The sequence below is a fragment of the Acidithiobacillus sp. genome (assembly GCF_023256195.1).
In the GTDB taxonomy this organism is placed as follows: Bacteria; Pseudomonadota; Gammaproteobacteria; order Acidithiobacillales; family Acidithiobacillaceae; genus Acidithiobacillus_A.
Genome location: NZ_JAGDWX010000032.1, coordinates 5,781 through 23,599 on the forward strand (window position 1 = coordinate 5,781; position 17,819 = coordinate 23,599).

Annotated in this window: 19 protein-coding genes; 12 read left to right on the forward strand and 7 right to left on the reverse strand. The window is 62.6% G+C overall.

Features of this window, described 5'->3' with window-relative positions:
* A partial coding sequence (locus tag Q0C23_RS08210) for a DUF3387 domain-containing protein (RefSeq protein WP_291511884.1) occupies window positions 1-632 on the forward strand: 632 nt, incomplete at its 5' end.
* Window positions 633-673: 41 nt separating this feature from the next.
* Here Q0C23_RS08210 and pmbA read toward each other — a convergent pair.
* Together pmbA and Q0C23_RS08220 are read right to left on the reverse strand one after the other, a co-directional pair.
* Window positions 674-2,017 carry a metalloprotease PmbA gene (gene pmbA, locus Q0C23_RS08215; protein WP_291511885.1) on the reverse strand — a complete coding sequence of 448 codons (1,344 nt, stop codon included), beginning with the start codon at window positions 2,015-2,017 and terminating at the stop codon, window positions 674-676.
* A complete protein-coding gene (locus tag Q0C23_RS08220) occupies window positions 2,014-3,312 on the reverse strand; it encodes a tRNA nucleotidyltransferase (protein WP_291511886.1) in 1,299 nt (432 codons plus the stop codon). The genes pmbA and Q0C23_RS08220 overlap by 4 nt, the downstream gene beginning before the upstream one ends.
* Window positions 3,313-3,484: 172 nt before the next feature.
* Here Q0C23_RS08220 and leuC point away from each other — a divergent pair, with 172 nt between their 5' ends.
* The 4 genes from leuC to Q0C23_RS08240 all read left to right on the forward strand — a co-directional run bounded on the left by leuC (window position 3,485) and on the right by Q0C23_RS08240 (window position 6,120).
* Entirely contained in the window at window positions 3,485-4,894 is a 1,410-nt protein-coding gene (gene leuC / locus Q0C23_RS08225) for a 3-isopropylmalate dehydratase large subunit (RefSeq protein ID WP_291511887.1), read from the forward strand.
* Between the two features lie 10 nt (window positions 4,895-4,904).
* Window positions 4,905-5,063 carry a hypothetical protein gene (locus Q0C23_RS08230; RefSeq protein WP_291511888.1) on the forward strand — a complete coding sequence of 53 codons (159 nt, stop codon included), beginning with the start codon at window positions 4,905-4,907 and terminating at the stop codon, window positions 5,061-5,063.
* On the forward strand, window positions 5,064-5,678 hold the full coding sequence (leuD, locus tag Q0C23_RS08235; RefSeq protein WP_291511889.1) for a 3-isopropylmalate dehydratase small subunit: 615 nt from the start codon (window positions 5,064-5,066) through the stop codon (window positions 5,676-5,678).
* A gap of 136 nt (window positions 5,679-5,814) precedes the next feature.
* On the forward strand, window positions 5,815-6,120 hold the full coding sequence (locus tag Q0C23_RS08240) for a hypothetical protein (protein WP_291511890.1): 306 nt from the start codon (window positions 5,815-5,817) through the stop codon (window positions 6,118-6,120).
* Between the two features lie 96 nt (window positions 6,121-6,216).
* Here Q0C23_RS08240 and pdxH read toward each other — a convergent pair whose 3' ends face one another.
* Genes pdxH through Q0C23_RS08255 form a run of 3 tightly spaced genes read right to left on the reverse strand, consistent with a single transcriptional unit; the run spans window position 6,217 to window position 8,300 of the window.
* On the reverse strand, window positions 6,217-6,870 hold the full coding sequence (gene pdxH, locus Q0C23_RS08245) for a pyridoxamine 5'-phosphate oxidase (protein ID WP_291511891.1): 654 nt from the start codon (window positions 6,868-6,870) through the stop codon (window positions 6,217-6,219).
* Window positions 6,871-6,886: 16 nt separating this feature from the next.
* The gene (gene rpiA / locus Q0C23_RS08250) at window positions 6,887-7,558 is read right to left on the reverse strand and encodes a ribose-5-phosphate isomerase RpiA (protein ID WP_291511892.1); all 672 of its coding nucleotides are present in this window, start codon (window positions 7,556-7,558) and stop codon (window positions 6,887-6,889) included.
* Complete coding sequence (locus Q0C23_RS08255; RefSeq protein WP_291511893.1) at window positions 7,548-8,300, reverse strand: type 1 glutamine amidotransferase domain-containing protein; 753 nt, start codon at window positions 8,298-8,300, stop codon at window positions 7,548-7,550. Before Q0C23_RS08255 ends, rpiA begins: the two co-directional genes overlap by 11 nt.
* A 645-nt stretch (window positions 8,301-8,945) precedes the next feature.
* Between Q0C23_RS08255 and Q0C23_RS08260 the strand changes: the two genes are divergently transcribed.
* The 7 genes from Q0C23_RS08260 (at window position 8,946) to Q0C23_RS08290 (ending at window position 16,306) form a co-directional block, all read left to right on the forward strand.
* A complete protein-coding gene (locus tag Q0C23_RS08260) occupies window positions 8,946-9,905 on the forward strand; it encodes a COX aromatic rich motif-containing protein (RefSeq protein WP_291511894.1) in 960 nt (319 codons plus the stop codon).
* 22 nt (window positions 9,906-9,927) lie between these two features.
* Complete coding sequence (locus Q0C23_RS08265) at window positions 9,928-12,081, forward strand: cbb3-type cytochrome c oxidase subunit I (RefSeq protein ID WP_291511895.1); 2,154 nt, start codon at window positions 9,928-9,930, stop codon at window positions 12,079-12,081.
* A 54-nt stretch (window positions 12,082-12,135) separates the two neighbouring features.
* Complete coding sequence (locus Q0C23_RS08270) at window positions 12,136-12,774, forward strand: cytochrome c oxidase subunit 3 (RefSeq protein WP_291511896.1); 639 nt, start codon at window positions 12,136-12,138, stop codon at window positions 12,772-12,774.
* Between the two features lie 68 nt (window positions 12,775-12,842).
* The gene (locus Q0C23_RS08275; protein WP_291511926.1) at window positions 12,843-13,154 is read left to right on the forward strand and encodes a hypothetical protein; all 312 of its coding nucleotides are present in this window, start codon (window positions 12,843-12,845) and stop codon (window positions 13,152-13,154) included.
* Between the two features lie 21 nt (window positions 13,155-13,175).
* Window positions 13,176-14,123 (forward strand): cytochrome C oxidase assembly protein, encoded by a 948-nt coding sequence (locus Q0C23_RS08280; protein WP_291511897.1) that lies wholly within the window; start codon window positions 13,176-13,178, stop codon window positions 14,121-14,123.
* Between the two features lie 13 nt (window positions 14,124-14,136).
* Window positions 14,137-15,081, forward strand: coding sequence for a heme o synthase (locus tag Q0C23_RS08285; protein WP_291511898.1), 945 nt, complete (start codon window positions 14,137-14,139; stop codon window positions 15,079-15,081).
* A 40-nt stretch (window positions 15,082-15,121) separates the two neighbouring features.
* Entirely contained in the window at window positions 15,122-16,306 is a 1,185-nt protein-coding gene (locus tag Q0C23_RS08290) for an MFS transporter (protein ID WP_367273189.1), read from the forward strand.
* 100 nt (window positions 16,307-16,406) lie between these two features.
* Here Q0C23_RS08290 and Q0C23_RS08295 read toward each other — a convergent pair whose 3' ends face one another.
* Window positions 16,407-17,252, reverse strand: a complete 846-nt coding sequence (locus Q0C23_RS08295; protein ID WP_291511900.1) for an undecaprenyl-diphosphate phosphatase — start codon at window positions 17,250-17,252, stop codon at window positions 16,407-16,409.
* Between the two features lie 85 nt (window positions 17,253-17,337).
* On the reverse strand, window positions 17,338-17,814 hold the full coding sequence (gene greA / locus Q0C23_RS08300; protein WP_291511901.1) for a transcription elongation factor GreA: 477 nt from the start codon (window positions 17,812-17,814) through the stop codon (window positions 17,338-17,340).
* Between the last annotated feature and the right edge of the window lie 5 nt (window positions 17,815-17,819).

Sequence of the window (17,819 nt, forward strand, 5' to 3'; positions counted from 1 at the left end):
CGGCCGCCGGGATCAAGAGCCCGGACATTTCCATCCTCTCGGACGAATTCCTCGCCGAAGTGCAGCAGATGGAGAAGAAAAACCTGGCGCTGGAAGCCCTGCGCAAGCTGATCAACGACGGCATTCGCTCGCGCGCCAAGGCCAACGTGGTGCAGACCAAGGCATTCTCCGAGCGGCTGGAAGATGCGGTGGCGCGCTACCACGCCAACGCCATCACCACGGCGGAAGTGCTGCAGGAACTGATCCAATTGGCCCGCGACATTCGCGCCGCCCGCCAGCGGGGCGAGGAGCAAGGATTGTCTGACGAGGAAATCGCCTTCTACGACGCGCTGGCCGAGAACGAAAGCGCCGTGCAGGTGATGGGCGACGACAAGCTGCGCGTCATCGCGCACGAACTGCTCATGAGCCTGAAGGAGAACGTCACCGTCGATTGGGCCCACCGCGAATCTGCCCGCGCCCGCATGCGGGTACTGGTCAAACGCATCCTGCGCAAATACGGCTATCCGCCGGATTTGCAGGACGCGGCGGTGCAGACGGTGTTGCAGCAGGCCGAGGCCTTGTCGTCTTTTTGGTCCACACCCACCCAGGCGCACCTGGGCGCCCACAGGGAGCACCACCCGCCACCATTGTGAGCCTAAATTTAGGGGCGTACCGGGCTGCTGCTGCGTGGGACTCAGTTGCCGGCGATGGTCATCTCTTGAATGAGGACGGAGGGGCAGCCGACATTGCCGTGGATGAGCATGTCGCTGCCGACCGCGGCAATCTGGGCGAACATGTCCTGGAGCGTGCCGGCAATGGTGATTTCCTCGACGGGGTACTGGATCTCGCCGTTCTCCACCCAGAAGCCGGCAGCGCCGCGGGAGTAGTCGCCCGTGAGGGTGTTGACGCCGAAGCCGATGAGCTCTGTCACCAGCAGCCCGCGACCCATGTCCCGCAGCAGTTCGTCCAGACTACGCTGGCCGGGGCTCAGGGTAAGGTTGTGGGCGCCACCGGCGTTGCCGGTGCTCGCCATACCGAGCTTTCGGGCGCTGTAGCTGTCCAGCAGATAACCCTGCAATACACCGTCTTCGACGAGATCGCGGTTGCGCGTCGCGACACCCTCGGCGTCAAAGCTGGCGCTGCCCAGTCCCTGTGGACGCAAGGGCTCCTCGAAGATGCGGATACCGTCGGCGAAGATCCGCTTGCCGAGACTGTCCACCAGGAAGCTGGAGCGACGGTAGAGATTCCCGCCGCTGATGGCGGAAGCGAGGTGGCCGAGGAGGCTCGCGGCCACCTGGTTTTCAAAGAGTACCGGCGCCCGCGTCGTGGCGATCTTGCGCGCCCCCAGGCGGCGTAGAGTCCGTTGCGCGGCGATCCTGCCGATGTCTTCGGCGGCCGCCAGGGCATCGGCGCGGCGAGCCACGTCATACCAGTAATCCCGCTGCATGCCCTGGGCATCGCCGGCCAGCACCGAGCAGCTCAGGCTGTGGCGAGAGCCGCGACTGACGCCCAGAAAGTTTTCGCTGTTGCCGTAGACCGTCAGGCCCTCGCCCGTACCCACACTGGCACCTTCGGAATTGCAGATGCGCGGATCGCTGTCCCGGGCGGCCGCCTCACAGCGGCGCGCCAGTTCGGCGGCGGTGTCGGCATCGATGGCCCAGGGATGATAGAGATCGAGCTCGGGAAATTCCCGCGCCAGCCATGCGGGATCGGCGAGTCCGGCATGGGGGTCGGCAAAGGTGTGGCGAGCGATGGCCAGAGCCGCCTGCACCGTCTCTTCCAGGGCCTGTGCGGAAAAGTCGGAAGTGGAGGCGCTGCCTCTGGCTTGTCCCACGTAGACGGTGACGCCCAGGCTTTTGTCGCGGTGATACTCGATGGATTCCACCTCGCCGAGTCGGACACTCACGGACAACCCTTTGCCGCTGCTGGCCGACGCTTCCGCAGCCGTCGCTCCGGCCTGGCGGGCGAGGCCGAGCGCCTGTTCGACGATGGCACTCAGTTCGGCGGCAGAGGGTAGTGGGGGTTCGCTTCGGCTCATGCTGGGCTCCTCGACGGTAGGCATCCCTGCATCATACCCATTGCCGCCCCTTGAGGAAAACGCGCGCCACGGGAGGACGACCACGCCTCGCACAGCGCCGCGCCACCATCTCGGAGCTGCTGACGATATTGCCTTTGCAGTGCCGCCAGGGTGCGCAGTTGCAGAATGCGCAGGGCGCGGCCAAAGTCCTGCCCGGCGTAGCCCTGGGTGATATCCGCATAGGCAGAGCTGCCGCGCAGTGCTTGCAGTTGCCGCTGCGCCGCTTCTGTGGTGGCCAGGGCCAATGCCCAGGGGCGACGATACTCCATCTCTGCTTCGGCAATGGCCTGCCATACCTGCAGCACCGAACCAAACACGCCGCCCTCCCGCAGTGCTCCAAGCTGCAGTAGAAGTTGCAACCATGGTCGCGGCGAGGCCTGTCGCAGGGCCGGCAGCAGCTGCTCACGGCCCGCGACCACCGCCAGCGCAAGGCGCTGCCAGTATTTGGGGATGGGCAGCCGCTGCCCCATGGCTGTCAACATCGCCTCCGCTGTAGCGGGACAGAGGGTGCCCAGGGGGTAGCAGAGAGCCGCCCAGGCCAGGGCCCCGGATTCGCAGCGGCGCAGGCAATGATCCAGCGCCGCCAGGGCCCGCTGCCAGGGCAGGCCCGACTGCGCCAGGAGCAGCAATTCCGGGAACAGGATGTTAAGGGCGCCCCAGTGCCAGAGCAGGCTGAAATAGCGGCTGGCGCCGGGGCTGGCCAAGGCCTTTTCCGTTTCTTTCCAGATCCGATCCGGACTGAGCTCCGCCAGCTCGCCCTTGGCAACCATCTGGCGCACCAGAGCTTCTGTTTCGGGAGCGATAATGAAATTACCTAGACGGGCGGCAAACCGTGCCAGGCGCAGCACCCGCAGAGGATCTTCACGGAAAGCGGGAGAAACGTGGCGCAGAACGCCCTCGTCCAGATCGCGACGGCCACCATAGGGATCGATGATCGCGCCTGTCTCCAGGTCCTCGGCCATGGCGTTGATGGTGAGATCACGCCGCAGCAGGTCGTCCTCCAAGGACACCCCCGCCGTCGCCACCACAAAACCGCGGTGGCCGCTGCCACTCTTGCGCTCGGTGCGGGCCAGGGCGAGCTCCTCGCCGTTCCTGCCGATCAACACCGGAAAATCCTTGCCCGCCCAGCGAAAACCTTGGGCGAGTAGGGCGTCGATATCCTCTGGCCGCGCATCCACCAGGACATAATCGCGATCCTGCACCGCGGCCCCGCGTAGCCGGTCACGCACCGCGCCGCCTACCAGATAGCGTTTCATGGCCTGCTTGCTCGGTCTTCGTGGATTTCCATCACCGCAGATTAGCCCAGCCGACCCGTCGCCCGAAAGTCTTGCCACGGTCCGGCGCCAGGTCGGCGCCCGGGCAATTTACAGCCGGTCCCGATTTCGCTAAGGTTCAGACTGGATTCAAGGTAGCGGAGGCCCAGGTTTCATGGCCGCACAGACCCTATACGACAAATTGTGGGACCAGCACCGTATCCTCGCCGAGGACGACGGTCGTACGCTCCTGTATATCGATCGCCAGCTGCTCCACGAGGTGACGAGCCCCCAGGCCTTCGCGGGACTGCGGGCAGCGGGGCGACCGCTATGGCGGGTGGACGCCAACATCGCCACGGCGGATCACAACGTCCCCACCACCGACCGTGCGGCGGGGATCAGCGACCCCGTGGCGCGTCTGCAGGTGGATACCCTCGACCGCAACTGTCGTGAGTACGGCATCGAAGAATTCGGGATGATGGACCGCCGCCAGGGCATCGTCCACGTCATCGCGCCGGAGCAGGGCCTGACCCTTCCGGGGATGACCGTGGTCTGCGGCGATTCCCACACCGCCACCCACGGTGCCCTGGCAACCCTGGCCTTTGGCATCGGCACCACGGAAGTGGAGCACGTCCTTGCCACCCAGTGTCTGTGGGCGCGCAAGGCCAAGAATCTCCGGGTCTGGGTCGATGGACGCTTGGGCGCCGGGGTGACGGCCAAGGATCTGGTCCTCGCCATCATCGGGCAGCTGGGCACGGCTGGCGGCACCGGCCACACCATCGAGTTTGCGGGCCCGGCCGTCCAGGCGCTCTCCATCGAAGGGCGTATGACCCTCTGCAACATGGCCATCGAGGCGGGGGCGCGTTCCGGTCTGGTAGCGGTGGATGAACGGACCATCGAATACCTGCAGGGGCGCCCCTACGCCCCCAGCGGTGCCGAGTGGGATCGCGCGGTGGCCGTCTGGCGCCAGCTGGTCAGCGATGCCGATGCCCATTTTGACAAAGAGCTGCGCTTGGACGGCAGCGCCATTCGGCCCCAGGTGACCTGGGGTACGAGCCCGGAGATGGTGCTGGCCGTGGACGATCGCGTTCCGGACCCGGACGAGGCCCCCGATGCCGTGCGTCGGCAGGCCTGGAGCAACGCATTGCAGTACATGGGCCTGCGGCCACACACGCCCATCACCGACATCGCCGTGGATCGCGTCTTCATCGGTTCCTGCACCAACGCCCGCATCGAGGACCTGCGCGCAGCGGCCCAGGTGGTGCAGGGCAAGACCAAGGCGGCTTCGGTCAAATCCGTACTGGTCGTGCCGGGTTCCGGACTGGTGAAGATGCAGGCCGAGGCCGAGGGTCTGGACGAAATCTTCCGTCAGGCCGGATTCGAATGGCGCGAGCCCGGTTGTTCCATGTGCCTAGCCATGAATGCCGATCGTCTGGAGCCCGGCGAGCGCTGTGCCGCCACCTCCAATCGCAACTTCGAGGGCCGCCAGGGCGCCGGTGGGCGCACCCATCTCGTCAGTCCTGCCATGGCGGCGGCGGCGGCCATTGCCGGACATTTCGTCGATGTGCGCCACTGGCAGGTCTGAGGGCGAGCTGGTGCCCGCGCGCCCGCGCCGTCGGCTGTGGGCGCAGCTGGCCCTGGTGATCTGCAGTCTGGGTCTTGTGGATATCGGCATTCTGGCCGGGAGTCGCGGCTGGGGCAGCGCCTGTTCCGCCGCCGAGTACCTGGTGTTACGCCGTCTGGAGAAGCGCTGAATGGAAGCTTTCACCGTAGTGGAGTCGGTCCTCATTCCTTTGGACCGGGCCAATGTGGATACCGATGCCATCATCCCCAAGCAGTTTCTGAAAACCATCGAAAGGCAGGGCTTGGGCCGCCACCTCTTTCACGACTGGCGCTACGAGGACGACGGCACGCCCAAGGCCGATTTTGTCCTGAATCGTCCACCCTACTCGGGGGGCAAGATCCTGTTGGCGCGTGAAAATTTCGGCTGCGGCTCCAGTCGCGAGCACGCCCCCTGGGCTCTGGCGGATTTCGGTATCCGGGCCGTGGTTGCCCCGAGCTTTGCCGATATCTTCGCCAACAACTGTGTGCAGAACGGTATCCTCACGGTCACCTTGAGCGCCGATGAGGTCGAACATCTTTTCCAGGCGGTGCAGAGTCGGCCGGGCTACGGACTGCGCATCGACCTCGCGCAGGGCGAGATTCAGGGCAGTGACGGTTGGCGCACCCACTTTGAGGTCGCACCGGGCACGCGGCACAAGCTCCTGCACGGCTTGGACGACATCGGGATCACCCTGCAGCACAAAGAGGCCATCGCGCGTTACGAGGCACAACGGCGAGAGCAGTTTCCGTGGCTGTTTCGTGGGTAGCAGGGCCATCCTTGGCCCCAGGCTTCCAAAAGCCTTGCTCCCGAGCCCGAGTGCAGCGGATGGGTGGGGGAATTCAGCAAGTGGGACCCAGTGAGAAAGGGAGTGTGGCGACGTGAGTCTTGACGGAAATCCAGGCGTGAGCGATACACCTGCCGAGGAGGGTCTACCCCCCCTGCGACCCGACGCCGTGGTCGTGGAGGGGCAGACGAAACGTGGGAAAGGCTGTCGCATTGTCGACAACACGGCATCGGTGGAGGTGGCGGAGTTGGAGGGCCTGTTGCAGGATCTCATCGCCCAGGATCTTTTCCAACCTCTCGGCCTCAGTTCCGCGGGCGGCAGCAGCATTCGCATCGGCGCGCCCCAGAGCGGGCACATCCAGTTAGGCGAATCTCTCTATCGCCTCATCATCATCGACCACGAGGCACGGCTCGAACCTTTCTGAGGAGTCCCGCCTCTTTGGTATGGGGGTCCTTGCGCCGCGGCAGGAAGCTGAGGTCCACCTACCGGGCAGTGCCAGAGCTGTTGGCGACGGCGGTCCTCAGGGCATCAGGCGCTGAATGCGCCAGTCATCGCCGGCACTTGGGCGGTCATAGACGAAGCGATCGTGGAGCCGATCGCGGCGTCCCTGCCAGAACTCGAAGTGGTCCGGGATGAGGCGGTAGCCCCGCCAGGCCGGGTTGCGTGGCACGCTCCCGTCAGGATAGCGCTCCGCCAGTTCTGCCATGCGTGCCTCCAGGGCTGCGCGATCGGCGATGGGACGGGACTGCTCTGAGGCCGAGGCCGCCAGACGGCTGCGCGGTGGGCGCTGGTGAAAGTAATCCTCGGCCGCGGACTCTGGCAGCATCTCAGCCTTGCCCTCGATACGCACCTGACGATCTACCTCCGGCCAATAGAAGACGAGGGCTGCCCAGGGGTTCGCGGCCAGATCCTGACCCTTGCGGCTGCGGCTGTCGGTGTACCAGCACAGCCCCTCAGCATCGAAATGTTTCAGCAGGACATAACGCAAGCTCGGGTGACCCTGCGCGTCGGCGGTGGCCAGGGCCATGGCGGTGGGATCGAAATTTCCCGCCTTCTCGGCCGCTTCCAGCCAGATGGCCAGTTGCCGGAAAGGATCGGGGTCCAGGTCCCGGCGATGCAGTTCGCCGTGCACGAAATCCCGGCGTGTGCTGCGGTGATCGATCTCGCCTTCCATGGGAGTACTCCTCGGTTCAGGCTTGGGTCTCGGTAGCGCGGCTGATCAGGCCCGAGGCGCTGCCCATGAGCACCACGTCGGCTCGCCGCTGCGCAAAGATGCCATTGTCCAGGACGCCCGGGATACTGTTGATGCGGATCTCCATGGCCAAAGGATCGCTGAGATCGAGGCCCGTCACGTCCAGAATCACATTGCCGTTGTCGGTGGTCACATCCTTGCGCAGGACGGGGTTGCCGCCCAACTTCACCAGCTGTCGGGCAACGAAACTGCGGGCAAAGGGAATGACCTCCACGGGGAGAGGGAAACTCCCCAAAGCCGCCTTGTCCTTGCTGGCATCGGCGATGCAGATGAAGCGCCGCGCGGCCGAGGCCACGATCTTCTCGCGGGTGAGCGCGCCGCCGCCGCCCTTGATGAGACGAAAGTGCGGATCGATCTCATCGGCGCCGTCGATGTAGACGGGGATATCGCCGGTGGCATTGAGATCCAGTACCGGCAGGCCCAAGGACTTGAGCCGGGCCTCGGTGGCGAGACTGGAGGCCACATAGCCTTCGACGTGGATCTTGGCGCGCCCCAAGGCGTCGATGAACAGGTTGCTGGTGCTGCCCGTGCCCACGCCCACCACCATGCCAGGCTGGATGTAGTGAAGCGCCGCTTCCGCAGCCATTTCCTTGAGGGCCTTAACGTCCATGTCGCGATCCTTTGTGATGTCGAATTGCTTCCAGCTGCGCCACGAAGGCGCGGGTGAGTGCGGCGGCCGAGGCAGGGTTCTGACCACTCAGGAGAAGGCGGTCCTGCACCCAGTGCTCAGACCAAGCCGGTCCCAGATCCGTTTGAAAACCCATCGCCCGGAGTGCCTCTTCTAGATGGAAGGGCCAGCGACCCGATAGGCGCGTGTTTTCTTCCTCAGCCTTGCTGAAACAGCTTACCGTATATCCCGAAAAAGCGCGACGGTCGTCGGTTGTCGTGGCGAGCAGAGCGGCGCTGCCGTGACAGAGGGTAGCGACGGGCGTGCCCCGCGCTTCGCAGTAGCAGAGCAAGCGCGCAAGCGCCGCGCTTCGTGGCAGGTCCTGCAAGGGCCCGTTGCCGCCGGGGATGAAGAGGCCGCGCAGCGTGTGCAGCAGTTCGTCGTCCAGGCGACGGATATCCTGGACCGTCGACAGCAGGGGGGCGAGGTCGCGGAGTTCCGCGAGCAAGGCTTCGACACGCTGTGAATCGCCGTCCAGGTTGGCCGCCTGCACGCTTTCGGGGTCGACCTGGGGTGGCTGGCCGTCGGGTGTGGCGAGGACCACGGGCCAGCCACTGTCTCGCAGGATGTTCCAGGGCGTGAGGAATTCCTCCGCCCAGAAACCGCAGTCCAGCAGGTCGCCATCCCGCAGTGTCAGCTGTCGGCTGCTGCTCAGTAATATCAGCACATAGGGTTGGGTTCGCATGGATGAAACATAACACGCCGATGCGCTCAGCGTAATAAAAAGATAAAAATATCTCCTTAAAATCAGAAAAAAAGACTTTTTGAGATGTTTTAAATAACATTACAGTAAGATGTAGCTATAGTTTTTTCTCTCTGTGGCGCGTTATTTCTATGGTGGCGACAATAAAGCAAGCATAGGCTTGGCAGAAACTCAGCGTGCTGTTTTATTATTAATATTAGAATAAATTAATATAACTATATTTACCATTGACCGTGCTAATAAATGTTTTTGTTTGCCCAAAAATATTTGAAGCCTAATTCCCTTGCCTAACAGAATAGCCTGATTTACCTTATGGACGTTTCTCATTGGTCAGGAAAAAAAGGTTCCATTCAGCAGAGCGTCGGCGGTCCGCCGACGGAGCGGGGTTCCCCCGAAGGAGTAGCATCGTGCTTTGCCTGCTGGACTGCCGCGGCACGACTTCTAGTCGGATTCTACCAGTGCACCGAGCGATGCTGCGCGGGGCGGCGGCGTGCTTGCCGCTGGTTTTTCGGCCGCTGCGGGGAAAAAAGGGAGTTCCCGGCAGGGGCAGCTCTGCGTTTTCCGCTCCATCGACACAGTCATTACACAATACGGTGGTCGCAAAGATCCGAAAGGGAGAGATGTCCTATGTATATGAATAAGGTCTGGCGCCTGGCGGCGCCTTGGATGGCACTGCTGGTAGGGCTTTGGTCGAGCCAGGCCGACGCAGGGATTTTCTGGATCTTCGATCCGAAGGGTGTCATGGCCGACACCAACCTCAAATACATGATCATCGACGTGTTGGTCATGGGCGCCATCGTTGGCATTACGGCGCTTTTGGTGGTGTGGTTCATGTGGCGTTACCACAAGGGCAAGAATCGTGGCAGCTACCACCCGGAATGGTCGCATTCCAATGCCATCGAAGTGGTGGTCTGGGGTATCCCCATCGTGGCCGTGGGCTTTTTGGCCTACTTCGCCGTGAAGGGCACCTTCGAGCTCAATCCCTACAATCCGACGGTGATCACCAAGAACATGACACCGCAGTCCCAGCGCGTGGATGTGGATGTCATCGCCACGGACTGGCAGTGGTTGTTTGTCTATCCCCAGTATCACATGGCGGTGGCCAACGAACTCGTACTGCCCGTCGATACTCCCGCCTTCTTCCGTCTGACCTCGACCTCGGTGACCAGCGGTTTCTTCATTCCGCAGTTGGTCGGCATGATCGACGTGATGCCGGGCATGCGCACCAAGAATGCACTCTACACCACGCACGTCGGTGAGTATCAGGGTATCTGCTCGGATTATGCCGGTGCGGGCACGTCCTGGATGACCTTCAAGACCAAGATCGTCCCTCAGGCAGAGTTCACGCAGTGGGTGCAGCAGGTCAAGGCCTCGCCGAAGATCATGACCGAGGCGAGTTTCGATCGCTACGCCGAGCCCTATATCAACGTCCATCACCGGGTAGCCTATTTCTCGCAGGTGCCGGACGGGCTCTTCGATCACGTCATGATGGAGGTGATGGACGGCAAGACCTGGCCCATTCCGCCGATGATGACGGAAAACATGGTGGCCTACATGGCAAAACAATCCGCAGAGCATCGCGACTAGGACAAAAGGAGAGGATAAGCCCATGCTCGTAGATCTTCCTGGGGGTTGGAACCCCCTTCTGGGGCGCCTGGCCTGGAGCCAGATTCCCTATGACAACCCCATCCTCGCGCCTCTGTTTGTGGCAGTGGTCCTGGGTGGCATCGCCATCGTGGCGCTCATCACTTACTACGGTAAGTGGGGCTATCTCTGGAAGGAGTGGCTCACTACCGTCGATCACAAGAAGCTGGGGGTGATGTACATCATCATCGGCCTGGTCATGCTGTTCCGCGGTTTCGTGGACGGCATGATGATCCGAACCCAGCAGGCCTGGGCCGTGGGTCCGGACTCCTCCGGGGTTTTCGGCGCTCTGCACGGCTACCTTACCCCCTTCCACTATGGTCAGGTCTACACCGCGCACGGACTGATCATGATCCTTTTGGCAGCGACGCCGCTGCTGGTGGGCTTCATGAACATCATCGTGCCGATCCAGATCGGCGCCCGCGATATGGCCTATCCCTACCTCAACGCCCTGGGTCTGTGGATCACGGCGGCGGGTGCGGCCCTGATCATGGCGAGCCTGTTCATCGGCAACTTTGCCCACAACGGCTGGTTTGGCTATGCGCCCATCTTTGAGATCCAGTACAGCCCGGGCGTGGGTGTGGACTACTGGATGTGGACCCTGCAGCTTCTGGCCTTGGGAACTACCTTGGGCGGTATCAACCTGCTGGTGACCATCATCAAGATGCGTGCCCCTGGCATGACCTGGTTCCGTCTGCCCATTTTTGTCTGGGCCAGTCTCTCTGCCAACATCATTGCCCTGACCTCCTTCCCGGCCCTGCAGGTGGCGCTGGGTCTCGTGGCTGCCGATCGCTATCTGGGTGCCCATTTCTTCACGGCGGGCCTGGGCGGCAACCTCATGCTTTACACCAACCTCTTCTGGATCTGGGGTCACCCCGAGGTCTACTTCGTCATCCTGCCAGCCTTCGGCATGATGTCAGAGATCTTCCCGGTGTTTTCCGAGAAGCCGCTGTTTGGTTACATCACCATGGTGCTGGCGAGCTTTGCCATCGCGGGTGTGTCCTGGCTGGTCTGGCTGCACCATTTCTTCACCATGGGTGCGGGTCCGGACGTCAACAGCTTCTTCAGTGTGGCTACCATGCTCGTCGGTATTCCCACGGGCGTGAAGGTCTTCAACTGGGCCTTCACCATGTACCGTGGGCGGCTGACCTTCACAGCGGCCATGCTCTGGGCTCTGGGAGCTCTGTTCCTGCTGCTCATCGGTGGTTTGACCGGCATGATGCTGGCCATTCCTGCCATCAACTATATGGTGCACAACAGCGTCTTCGTGATTGCGCACTTCCATTCGATGCTGCTGGTGATCGTCTACGCGGTGTTCGGTTCGGTCATCTTCTGGTTTCCCAAGGTGTTCGGCTTCAAGCTGGATGAGTTCTGGGCGAAGACCATGTTCTGGCTCTTCACCGGTGGCACGGTGTTGGTCTTCGTGCCCATGTACATGCTCGGCTTCATGGGCATGACCCGGCGTCTGGACTACGTCTTCAACACCAACTGGCATCCGTATCTGCTGGTGATGGAAGGCGGTATCGTGGTGTACACCCTGTCGGTCTTCGCCTTCTTCGTGCTGCTCTACGTCAGCATCCGCGATCGGGTCAAGAACCGGGTCGGTGCCGATGCCTGGGGTACCTCTCGTTCTCTGGAGTGGCTCACCCACTCGCCTGTGCCCTTTTACAACTTTGCCGTGACGCCGCACGTCAATGCCCGGGATGAGGCCGCCTGGCGTCGGGCCAATGGTATCGCGGCGGTGCAGCCGGCCAAGTATGTGGATATCCACATGCCCAACAATACCCCGGTGGCGCTGTACATCGGTGCTCTGACCTTCGTCCTGGGCTTTGCCCTGACCTGGCGGATCTGGTGGCTGTGCCTGGCCAGTCTGGTGGCCATCATCGTGCTCATGATCGTCCGTTCCTATCGGGGTGACCCGGGCTACATCGTCACCGCGGCGGAGCTGGAACGTATGGAGCGCGAAGCCATCGCCCGCGAACGGCAGGTGGACGGCAGTGCCGGTGAGCCCGTGGTGGGTGGTGCGCCGGCGGTGGGTCGTCCGGCCATGGCTTACGAGCGCAGTGATCTGCCCAAGACCTCCACGCCACCGAGCATGGGTCCTGGTGCGCATCACTAAGGCAAGTATGGGCTGTGCCTACGGGCGCAGCCCCACACAAGGAAGATCGAGCTTATGAGTGGACACGCAAGCAATAACCCGGATCCAAAGACCGCGGTGCTCTGGGATACGGAGTATCACGGTCACGACGTGATCTCTACCCGCAGTCTGGGTTTCTTTATGTACCTGCTGAGCGACGGCATGCTTTTCGCCACGCTTTTTGCGGCCTACGGGGTGCTGAGCTATCAGCACAGTTACTTCGGTGGCCCGACGCCCGCCGACTTCGTCAAGCCTTGGTACACCTTTTCCCAGACCATCGCGCTCTTTCTGAGCGTGCTGGCCTACGGCATGGGCATGACAGCCCTGAAGCGGCGCAGCCGCGGCGGCCTCATCAACGGTCTGCTGGGCGCTTTCGTCCTGGGGGCGCTCTTTCTGGTGCTGGACGTCCACGACGTCATGGATTTGGCCGCCCACGGTATCACCGTTGCGACCAGCGGTGGGACCTCGGCCTTCATCATTCTGACCCAGGTGCACGCGGCCCACATCTTCTTCGGGCTGCTCTGGATCCTGGTGATGATCTACCAGGTGCTGCGGCTCGGCTTTACCACGGACACCGTCGGCCGGCTGCTGAGCCTGCGGATGTTCTGGCACTTCCAGGCTGTGATCTGGGTTTTTGTCTACATCTTCGTTTACCTCTGGGGGTACATGTCATGAGTCAGGCACATCACGGGCACCAGGGTGGACACGGTCACGCCGACCCCATCCTCCACCCAGAGGTGCAGATGTCCAGCGGGCGCGGTTATTTCTCGGGTTTCCTCATATCGACCCTGCTGATGCTGATCGCGACTTTTCTCGTCAGCTCCCACGCCGCACCACCCTTTGGGCTCCTGCTGGTGATAACGGTCTGCGCCGGGATTTCCATCATCGCCCAGATCTATTTCTTGCTGCACATAGACATCTCCGAGCACAACATCTGGAACACCGTTTCCTTGGTGGCCTTTATCCCCTTGTTCGTGCTGACCATCGGTCTGACCTGGTGGATGTTCTCGCAGCTCTACCTCCGTACCATGCCGCCCATGCCCGGCATGCACTGATAGCCGAGGAGTCTGAGACCCATGTCTAGTGTCCTGAGTGATCGTCCCGCCGCCGCCCCTGCTGCCGCCGAGGCTCTGCCCCATGCGGTAGAGCCGGAGATGACTCCGCTGGTACGCCGAATCGGTAAAGGCATCGGTGTTGCCCTCGCTGCCGCCGTGCTGGCTGGCCTGTGGCGGGGGCTCGACAGTTCCGGCCCCCTGCTGGAACGGGTGGTAGCGGGTCTTGCCGTCACCGAGGTCGGGCTGGCCATGGTGCTCATCCTGCTCGGTAGCCTTGTGGAGGGCTTCGGCTACGGTCTGTCCCTGGGGACCAAGTGGCCCTACACCCGTAACATCGTGGTGTTGATGCTGCGCGGCGATCCGGAAGCGGCGCACCGGGTGGTGGCGACCATGGTGGGTCTCGTGGCATTGGCTCTCGCGCTGCTGTCGCCGACGGTGAATACCATCAGCGGCTTGAGTCTCATCGTGGTGACGGCGCTGTTCGGCATGGGCACGCTGTACGTCCTGGCTGGACGTGCTCCGGCGCTGGTGCACGGCGTGCACGGCCTGCTGGCCTATGGCGTGTTCTTGACCTATCTCACCAATCTTGCCTATCCAGGGATGAACTTCTGGACCTTCCTGTACTATCAGGGGGCTTTGCACGCACTGCTGCTGGCGGTATTGCTGGGCGGCATGACCACGGGTCAGCGTGGCTTCGGCACGGCAATCGGCAGCTTTGTGCAGCCGCGCAAGGCCTCGCAGTGGACGGTGGCGGCCCACGTATCCGCCGCCCTGATTCTGGTGGCAACGCTGGGCTGGATGATGCCGGCCTTCCCCGTGGCCTTCTATCTGGCAGTGACCCAGGTGGCCGTGGGCTTCCTCCTCTTCCACGCTGTCAATCTCAAGCCCAAGGATCCGGGCATCATGGTCGCTTTTCACCAGAGCATGGTGCTGTTGATGAGTCTCGCCATCGTCCTGCACTGGCATTGAGGAATCCATAGCCATGTCAAAGTCTTTGAGCAATGCCCCGCGCATACTGCCGCTGCCCGAGCCGGGCAGCGTTCGCCAGCTCTTGCGTGACCTTTGGGTGCTGGCCAAGGCACGGGTAGTCAGTCTGCTGGTTTTCACCGCGGCGGTGGGTGAGCTGTTGGCGCCTGGCACCCTCAATCACTGGCCCGCGGCTCTCGCGGGGCTCGTGGGTATCGCCCTGGCGGGTGGTGCCGGCGGTGTACTCAATCAGATCGTCGAGCCCGATCTGGATCAGCACATGCGACGTACTCACGGGCGGCCCCTCGCAAACGGTCGCATTGGTCGCTCCGGAGCGATTCTTTACGCACTGGTCTTGATGAGTCTGGCCATCGCCATCCTCGCCACCTGGACCAATCCCCTGACGCTGGTGCTGACCCTCCTGGGCACGGTGGGTTATGGCGTCGTCTACACCCTCTACCTCAAGCCGAGCACTCCTTGGAACATCGTCTGGGGTGGCCTTGCCGGCGCCCTGCCGCCGCTCATCGGCTGGACGGCCGTGACGGGCCATCTGGCCGCCTTGCCGCTGGTCTTGGTAGCCCTGATATTTGTCTGGACGCCGGCGCACTTTTGGCCGCTGGCCATCTACTGTCGCCGCGACTATGCCCAGGCCTGTATCCCCATGCTGCCGGTGACCCACGGCGTCGACCGGACGCGTCGTGAGGTCGTGCGCTATGCCTTGGCAACCTGGGCCGTGAGCATGGTGCCGGCCTTCTTGAACCAGGACTGGATCTACGGCGCCATCGCCGGTGTCGCAGGAGCCTGGTTTGTCGCCATGGCGCTGCGCCTGAAGGGGATGCGCATCGATGCCGACATGGATCGCTACGCCCGGCGCCTCTTTGCTTTCTCTATCTCCTATCTGTTCCTGATCTTCACAGCGTTGCTTCTGGGCAAGGCGGCTCTGGCCTATGGCATCGTCTGAGCTTCGGCGCGAGCGTACTGTCGGCACCGTCGCGCGGCCCATGACCAAGGCCGAGAAACAGGCCATCTCCGGGCTGAGCTTCATCTATGTCGTGCGTATGCTGGGACTCTTCATGCTGATGCCGGTACTGTCCCTGGACAGTGCGCATCTGCAGGGGAGCTCGCCCGTACTGCTTGGTCTTGCCATAGGTGTCTATGGGCTGGCTCAGGCCGCCCTGCAGTTTCCCTTCGGCGTTGCCTCGGATCGCTTCGGCCGCAAGCCGATGCTGGTCTTCGGTCTGGTGCTTTTCATCGCCGGCTCCCTGTTGGGCGCCTTTACCCACAATATCTGGGGAATCGTGCTGGCAAGGGTGCTGCAAGGCGCCGGTGCGGTATCTTCGGTGCTTTTGGCCAGCGCTGGCGACCTCACGGATGAGGCGCATCGCACCAAGGCCATGGCAGCCATCGGCGGAAGTATCGCCGTCGCCTACGTGCTGGGTATGGGGCTGGGCCCGGTGGTCTATGGCCTTTCTGGCTTGACCGGGGTTTTCCTCGCGGCGGCGGTCTTGGGGGTTCTGGCGTTATTGCCGCTGTGGACCATCATTCCACCCATCCCCGTCCATCCAGAACGACGCATGGGCGGTTTTCGTGAAGCCTGGGCCATGTTTACCCACGCTCCGGTACTGACGGCCAGCGTTGGCATCTTCATCCTGCAGATGGTGTTGGGTGCTGGCTTCGTGGTCCTGTCGCCGGAGCTCGTGCGGGCCATGGGGGTGAGTGATACCGGTATCTGGAAAGTGTATCTGCCGGTCATGCTGCTGTCCGTCGCCATCATGGTACCGCCGGTGATCTATGCCGAGCGTCATCGGCACCACGGCAGCGCTTTGGTGGGCAGCGGCGTCGCCATCGCCTTGGGCGCGCTGTTCATGGGTCTCGAGGCGGGTCATTTCTGGCCCGTCGCTGTGTCTGCGGTGATCTTCTTCGGCGGCTACAATGTCGCCTCCGCCATCCTGCCATCGATGATGAGTCGCTCCACCAGTCCGCAACAGCGTGGGGCAGCCAGCGGTGTGTATTCCCTCATGCAGTTTCTCGGCATCTTTGTGGGTGGGGTAGTGGGTGGCTGGGGTCTGGGCCTCGTCGGTGTGTCTGGGGTTTTCTATATCTTGACCGCCATTGGTTTGCTGCTGGCGCTGCAAAGTCTGGGCAGTGGACGTTTGACCGTATTGCTGGCGCCGGAACAGCGCTGAGTTTGGTATCTGAGGACGATGATGCTTGCCTCGGGGCCGTGCTCTGCGGCCCCGTTTTCGTTGGTGGTTCAGGTGGATCCAACTTGTTGGCGACTGCCCATCAGCCAGCGAGACCGCCCACGCCCAAGATCAAGGCCAGTGCGCCAAAGCCGACGCAGTAGAAACCAAAGGGACGCAAGGCCTTGATCTCGTGGCTGTGGAAGTAGCGCATCAGGAACCACACCGACAGCCAGGCGAAGACACCCGAGAGTACTCCCGCAGCGAAGATCAGCTGCAGGAAACCGTCTGGAAGTTGCGCATGGAAGAGCTTGGGGACTTCGAGCAATCCCGCCGCGCCGATGATGGGAGTGGCCAACAGGAAGGAAAAGCGCGCCGAGTTTTCGTAATCCAGTCCGGTGCCGATGCCGGCCACCAGGGTGGCGCCGGAGCGGGAGAAGCCTGGGATGAGGGCGAGGGCCTGGGCGAAGCCGATGACCAGCGCCCGACGCCAGCTCAGAGTGTCCAGGTTGTGGCTGGGGTTGCGACTGCGTAAGCGATCGCCCCAGATGAGCATCAAGCCGTTGAGCATGAGCGCAATGGCGGCAAAGCTGAAGCCGCCGAAAAGGGCCTTGATCTTGTGCGCGAGGGCAAGACCCAGCAGACCAGCGGGGATGGAGGCGAGCACGAGGAGCCACAAGAGGCGCGACTCCGGGTTGCTCGGCCTTCCCCGAGCCCGCAGAAAGCCACCGATGAGGCGCACCCAGTCGCGCCAGAAGAAGGTAAGCAGGGCTGCTACGGTGCCGAGGTGCAGGACCACGATGAAGGGCAGAAACCACTCGGCATCGCGGTCGATAGGCCACTGAAACAAGGCCGGTACCAGTATGCTGTGACCGAGGCTGGATATGGGGAAGAGCTCGGTGACGCCTTGCAGCGCTGCCAGGATCAGCAGGTAAAGATGGTGTGCCATTACAGATCGCTCCCCGTGCGTGCTGGAATTCTTGGTAAAACAGCGAGTGAGAGGCCCCGGGCACGGGGCTTCGATTTATCGGCGCTCAAAGGTAGCGGACACCGAGAATGCTGTATTCGCGGATACCCCCGGGAGCATTGACCTCGGCACTGTCGCCTTCGTGCTTGCCGATGAGGGCGCGGGCCAGGGGTGAGCTGATGGAGATCTTGTTCTCTTTGATATCCGCCTCGGCATCGCCAACGATCTGATAGGTGATCACCTTGCCATCGCTGTCTTCGAGTTCGACGGTCGCGCCAAAGACGATACGACCGTCCGTATTGAGGCTGCGTGGATCGATGATCTGGGCGCGGGCAAGAAAGTCCTCGATCTCGCGGATGCGGCCCTCGATGAAGGCCTGCTGCTCCTTGGCGGCATCGTATTCGGCGTTCTCCGAAAGGTCACCCTTGGCGCGTGCCTCGGCAATGGCCTCGATGACCGCCGGGCGGTCCTGACTCTTGAGGCGCTGCAGTTCTTCGCGCAGACGCTGAGCGCCGACCACGGTCATGGGAATTTTATCGCTCATGGCAG